At 51.5% G+C, this 5,548-nt stretch carries 6 protein-coding genes; 4 read left to right on the forward strand and 2 right to left on the reverse strand.

Annotated features, from left to right (window positions below):
* Nucleotides 1-153 precede the first annotated feature (153 nt).
* Genes AC1BI1_RS15055 through AC1BI1_RS15070 form a run of 4 tightly spaced genes read left to right on the forward strand, consistent with a single transcriptional unit; the run spans nt 154 to nt 1,906 of the window.
* The gene (locus AC1BI1_RS15055; protein ID WP_476718126.1) at nt 154-540 is read left to right on the forward strand and encodes a TRAM domain-containing protein; all 387 of its coding nucleotides are present in this window, start codon (nt 154-156) and stop codon (nt 538-540) included.
* The gene (locus AC1BI1_RS15060; RefSeq protein ID WP_476718127.1) at nt 497-1,054 is read left to right on the forward strand and encodes a PspA/IM30 family protein; all 558 of its coding nucleotides are present in this window, start codon (nt 497-499) and stop codon (nt 1,052-1,054) included. Before AC1BI1_RS15055 ends, AC1BI1_RS15060 begins: the two co-directional genes overlap by 44 nt.
* 4 nt (nt 1,055-1,058) lie before the next feature.
* Nucleotides 1,059-1,694: a hypothetical protein gene (locus AC1BI1_RS15065; protein WP_476718128.1), complete on the forward strand. Its 636-nt coding sequence runs from the start codon at nt 1,059-1,061 to the stop codon at nt 1,692-1,694.
* A 26-nt stretch (nt 1,695-1,720) separates the two neighbouring features.
* Nucleotides 1,721-1,906: a hypothetical protein gene (locus AC1BI1_RS15070; RefSeq protein WP_476718129.1), complete on the forward strand. Its 186-nt coding sequence runs from the start codon at nt 1,721-1,723 to the stop codon at nt 1,904-1,906.
* 10 nt (nt 1,907-1,916) lie between these two features.
* Here AC1BI1_RS15070 and AC1BI1_RS15075 read toward each other — a convergent pair whose 3' ends face one another.
* Together AC1BI1_RS15075 and AC1BI1_RS15080 are read right to left on the reverse strand one after the other, a co-directional pair.
* A complete protein-coding gene (locus AC1BI1_RS15075; protein ID WP_476718130.1) occupies nt 1,917-3,839 on the reverse strand; it encodes a site-specific DNA-methyltransferase in 1,923 nt (640 codons plus the stop codon).
* Between the two features lie 84 nt (nt 3,840-3,923).
* Entirely contained in the window at nt 3,924-5,291 is a 1,368-nt protein-coding gene (locus AC1BI1_RS15080) for an N-acyl-D-amino-acid deacylase family protein (RefSeq protein WP_476718131.1), read from the reverse strand.
* Nucleotides 5,292-5,548: the final 257 nt, after the last annotated feature.

Below are 5,548 nucleotides of genomic sequence, written 5' to 3' on the forward strand. Positions count from 1 at the left end.
AACATCACCTATTATTTATCTCGTGTTTTCGACTGCAATTAGCCTTGATTTAAGGGGTTTATCACATCACTTTTAGACGGCAATATGGTAGAATTAAAAGTAGATTCCACCTAGGGCATTGAGGGCCATTTTGCTATTTACTGTTTTCAGACGATGGTTATAGGAGCACTAATTGGACAAAAGATAACGTTAACCATTACAGGTTGTTCCCACCGAGGAGAAGAAGTAGGACGCACAAGCAGCGGCCAGGTTGTATTTGTGCCCTACGCCCTCCCGGGAGAAGTAGTGGAATGCGTTATAACTGAGGTAAAAAAAGACTATGCCCGCAGTCGCCTGTTAGAGGTTACCCATCCTGCAGCCAGCCGAATTGAACCTCCCTGTAAAGTGTATTATGCTTGCGGTGGCCGCCATCTTCTGCAGCATGCCGGTTATCCTTTACAGCTCGAAATTAAGACCCGGCAGGTAGTGGATGCCCTAATCAGACTGGGAAAGCTCTGTGGCAGCCTGCCGGCCCCAGTGGGTTATATATGTATCCTGTAACCCGGCTACCCTGGCCCGAGACGCGGACCGCCTTTTGTCCCGGGGATACCGGCTGGCAGAGGTTCAGCCTGCCGTGGCTAAAAACCGCGATGATCTGGCTCGCCTAGCCCTGGAGCGTAAGGCTTTTGCCGAGGGCACCTTGGCCGAATTAAAAGAGCAACTAGCCCGGCAGCAAAAAGTGCTCTGTGAAATGCGGGAGAGCTATCGCCTCCTGGAAAAGAAACTAGGCCAAGTAAAGGACCAACGGGACGAGCTTATCTTGCGGCTGCGCAGGGCCGAAGCCCGGCAGGCAGCGAGCGAGGCTATCGAAAGTCTGGAGGTGGGGCCCGGCTTGTCTCAATTGGAACGCCTGATAGATAAGGTTATCGACCTGGAAGCCCAGGCGGAAGCCAGCGAGCTTTTGGCCACGAGTTCTCTGGAAACTGAACTGGCGCGGTCGCGGATTAAGGCTGCCTACCAATCCGTGGAAGAAGAACTGGGACAGTTAAAAGCCGGCAAGGGAGAGGCGAATTGATTTTATGTCCAAAAAACAAATAGCAGCCCTCATAGTGTGTTTGCTTTTTGCCCTGACCATATGGCCTTTACCGGCCCTTGCCAAAGGCGGGGGTTTCTCCGGCGGACGGTCAAGTTTTTCCGGCGGTAGGAGTTTTACCAGCGGTTCCGGTTTTGTAAGTGGCAAATCCTTCGGAGGTTCTGGGCGCGCAAGCGTGCCCGCTCCCTCCACTTCTGGTGGGAAAGGATTTACTGCGCCGGGCGGCCGGTCCTTTACTACTCCCCGGGAGACCGCTCCACCCACCACCCTCTACCAAGACTATAAAACAGGTCGAAAAAGCTTTTCCTCCCCTACGCCGTCCTATACCACCGACCGGCCATCCTACACCGGTACCTGGGACCGCTCCTCGACCGCCCAGCAAGACAAGTATCCCCAGAAACCTCCGGTACAGGTTTATGGCTCGCCACCGGAACCGCCCTACTACTACCACAATATCTACTGGAGCCTGCCCTGGTGGCACCACCTTTTGTTCGCGCCACAGTATTATTACACTCCCTGGGGATACCAATACTATGCGCCTCGGTTTTTGACCTGGTTCATTCTATTTATATTGCTGCTTGTATTCAGCGCAATGCTATACCGCGCTATTGCACGGAAGTAGGAATATAAGGGAGGGAGATTCTGAACATGGAATGGCTTAAGGGTAAAAGGGTATTTATACGCCGGGATGGGGAGGATCAGGGCTTTGATGGGGTAGTAACTGAAGTACGGGGTAAGTGGATTTATGTGGCCGTCTCTGACCCCGACCCCTCAGGCTTTGACGGGATCTGGGTTAACACCGACTTACAGAGGGAGATCGGGGTATTGAAATAAAAATTAGGGGTTAAACTTCCAGCACGGTAAAATATTCCTCGGAAAGCACGTCCACAATTTTGATACCTATTTTTTGCCCCGGCTTAGTTAAATCAACGGTGTACACTCCTTTGACCATCTCTTGATCCGAAGGCACATCCTGGAGGACCGGCCGCAACACCGCGCCGTCATAGTCAGGGTCAATAAGTACGGCCTCAACGATCTGGCGCCATTCTACGACCTCTTCCGGGTTCTCTTCCAGCTGCAGTTTCTGCAAAACGAGGGGGGAATAAAACTGACGAATTTCAATAATGGCCCTGGCGCCCTCCCGCTTTAAGACAATATCAGCTTCCGGCGGCCGTTTGAAAATTATATCCTGGCGATCGGTAAGAATATCTCTGATCTCAAAGGGAATATTAACTACGTTCAGCTTACGAGCATGCTCCTCTACATCGTATTCGTGCCCGCTACAGAGGAGAAGCACACCGCGTCGGTAGGTAGTGACTATTTCCTTCTCGTCCCGGGACAGGATTTCTGTAAAAACGGCTTCCACATCCTCCTTGGTACACACCCGGTTTAGATCTATTACTTTTACCCATTTGCCGTCCAGGAGACCATCAAAAAAGGAACCAGGGGTGGGTTCTACGCCATAAAGTTTCATGACAATCTCTTTGGCTTCCAGGGCATTTTTGAAGAGATCATAATGATTAACGTTATAGAGGGCAAAGGCAGGACAAAGCTTTTGCCGCAACTTTTGCCGAATTTGCTTTTCTATTATTGCAGAAAGCCTTTTTATTGTCGTATGAATGGCTCCTAAATTGATATCGCTGCCAATCCAGCGGCGGCCCAGTTTCTGAGCCACGGCCAGAGTAGTGCCCGAGCCGCAGAAAAAGTCGGCCACCAGATCACCCGGGTCACTAGCTGCCCGGATGATGCGCTCTAGCAGAGCTTCGCTTTTCTCCGTAGGGTAACCGGTGCTATGGGAGTAGGCAGGTATATCCAGCCAGTTAGAATCACATGGGACTTCCTTTTGGGGTTCCACCCAATACTCGGGTTTGCCCGTCCTGGGGTTGGGCCGCAAAAATTCCAACTTCCGCCCCGTCTTTTCCCAGTATTCTTCTAAACTTATCCGGTCAGCGTAATGTCTTAGGTATTCCTCGTAATTGGCCACCGCCCGGTAAGCCCTCTCCTTGCTCCACTTCCACTGTCCGCGAACAGGGGTCTGACCAAACAATTCGTAACGCATGGTGGGCCTGTCTTCATCATTATAAAAACTGGCCCATCTTCCCCGGCGCTGTCTGGCGCTGGCGTTTTTAAGCGGAGCACGGTAACGGGCGCTAGGAGTCTTGGAATACCAAAAAATACTATCTGTAGCCACATTTAACATGGCTACTTCCTGAAACTGGCTTTGAAGATTTTTGGTGGCCCGACGGACCACTATTTCATTACGAAAATTGTTGGCCCCGAAAACTTCGTCCAGAATAACTTTAATGTAGTGGCCGCGGCGATAGTCCATGTGAACATAAATGGAACCATCAGGGGAAAGGAGCTCCCGCATCAGTTGCAGCCGCTCATAGATAAACTGAAGGTACTGGTCGTTGGCCCAGATGTCGCTATATTGTTTCTCTTCGATAACCGAAAGGGAACCTTCTATTGCCCGTCCTTTAAGCCTTATTTTTTTCCGGTAATCAGCCTTGGAATCAAAAGGTGGATCTATATAGATAAGCTTAATCTTGCCCCGAAATTCTTTCATCAAGTGGCTCATTACCTGCAGGTTATCGCCCCAGTAAAGGCGGTTAACCCAACCGTCCTCATCAGGTACCCCATACTGTTCCTTAAGCTGAGCTTCGTAATACTTGACCTCCCTCAAAGGATGCTTGCCCAACCAGTTGAGCAAAGGCCGGCCTGGTAAAGCTTCAAGATGAACATTACCGGGCAAGTGCTGGCCCTCCACCTGGCTTTCCTCCTTATTATTTATTGTTGCTCTCACCGGCAACAGCCCATAAAACATTAAGGACAACGGGGCTTAGGCCCCTCCCTAAGTTTTGCGCAAGGCCTGTCCAGCCAAAACACCGGTGGGGACACCTTCCTTTACGGCTAGCTGGCCGTTAACGAAAACGTAGCGCACTCCCGTGGCTAAGATATTGGGGTTCTCCCGAGTACTTCTATCAGATATAGTGACAGGGTCAAAGGCTATAATATCCGCCCTGGCACCGGGTACTAGAATGCCACGTTCGGTTAAGCCCAGCCGCCTGGCCGGCAGGTAGGTCATTTTGTGGATAGCCTCTTCCAGGGTAAGCACCTTGCGCTCCCGGACAAAAAGCCCCAGCACCCGAGGATAATTGCCGTAGGCCCGGGGATGGCTGGCCCGGCCATCGGGCCGCAGGCCTGTATCGCTGGCTATCATGACCAGAGGGTGTTTTAAGGCTAAAAGCATGTCCTCTTCGCTGATAGATTCTCGGGTGGAACCTACATCCAGGCTGGAAAAGGTATAAACATAAACATCGGCTGTGATGTCCAAGCCCTCCTCGCGTGCCCTTTCTAACAAACTTAACACCCGGGCCATCTTGCCCCAGTTGCGGCGCTGGGCTGTTTTTATGTGGGAATATTGTACAGGTACACCTGCCTGCCTACCAATGGCAATGGCTTCCTCTACGGCAAGCAGTACACCATCCTCTTCACTGCGAATATGGGTAGCATAAAAGCCTCCATATTGGGCGACCACCCGACAGAGCTCCACTAGTTCAGTAGTTGTGGCCAGGCTCTGAGGCCAGTAAGAAAGCCCTACGGACAAGCCAAAGGCTCCAGCTTCTAAAGCGCTGGCCACTTCTCTTTGCATGGCCGTAATTTCTCGCGCCGTAGCCCGCCTGCTAGATCCCAGCACCCGCTGGCGCAACGTGCCGTAACCACATAGCAGGCCGAAGTTTATACCCAAAGGGCCTAGGCGCTCCCAGTAGGCAGGCAAAGAGGCCACAGAAGTACCGCAGTTGCCGCCGATATGGGTGGTAACCCCCTGCAAAAGCAACATCTCAGCTCGCCCGTTGTACCGCATATAATCTTCCGTATGGGTATGTAAATCGATGAAGCCAGGAGCTATTACTAGACCGCTGGCTTCGATGATCCGTGCCCCAGGCGGGAAGGAAAAGTCTCCTATAGCTACAATACGGTCCCCTTTGACGCCCACATTACCCTTAAAAGCGGGCCGGCCGCTGCCATCGACGAGCAAGCCGTTTTTTAGCACCCAGTCGCAGTCTACTGTAACCTGTAAATCTTCCGCCAGTGGCGGGACATCCCTATCTCCTACCAGGGAGGCGCTTAAATATTTTAGAAGGCGATTGCTGTTCAGTAGCCCCAGGGTTAGGGCCGAGGTAGCACCAGTCAAAAACTGGCGCCGCGTTAATTTCATAGGCTTCTCTCCCGCCGTAGCAATAGCCTCTTAAGGAAAATATTTCGACAGGAAGAAGCCTTTCCCTTTGAGAACCCGACAAATCCTGTTACTTTTATTGCGCAGCCCGGTACTCCGGAATCACTTTTAGCTTAAGCAAGAGATATCCAAGAAAAATTTTTTATACCTGGTCCGAGCTATGAGCCATCTGCGCTGACGGGGAAATAAGGAAGGTGAAGGTATGAAGGGATTGGGGTAAAAGATTTTACCCCGGGGAA

This window comes from Thermanaeromonas sp. DSM 22490 (genome assembly GCF_056378755.1).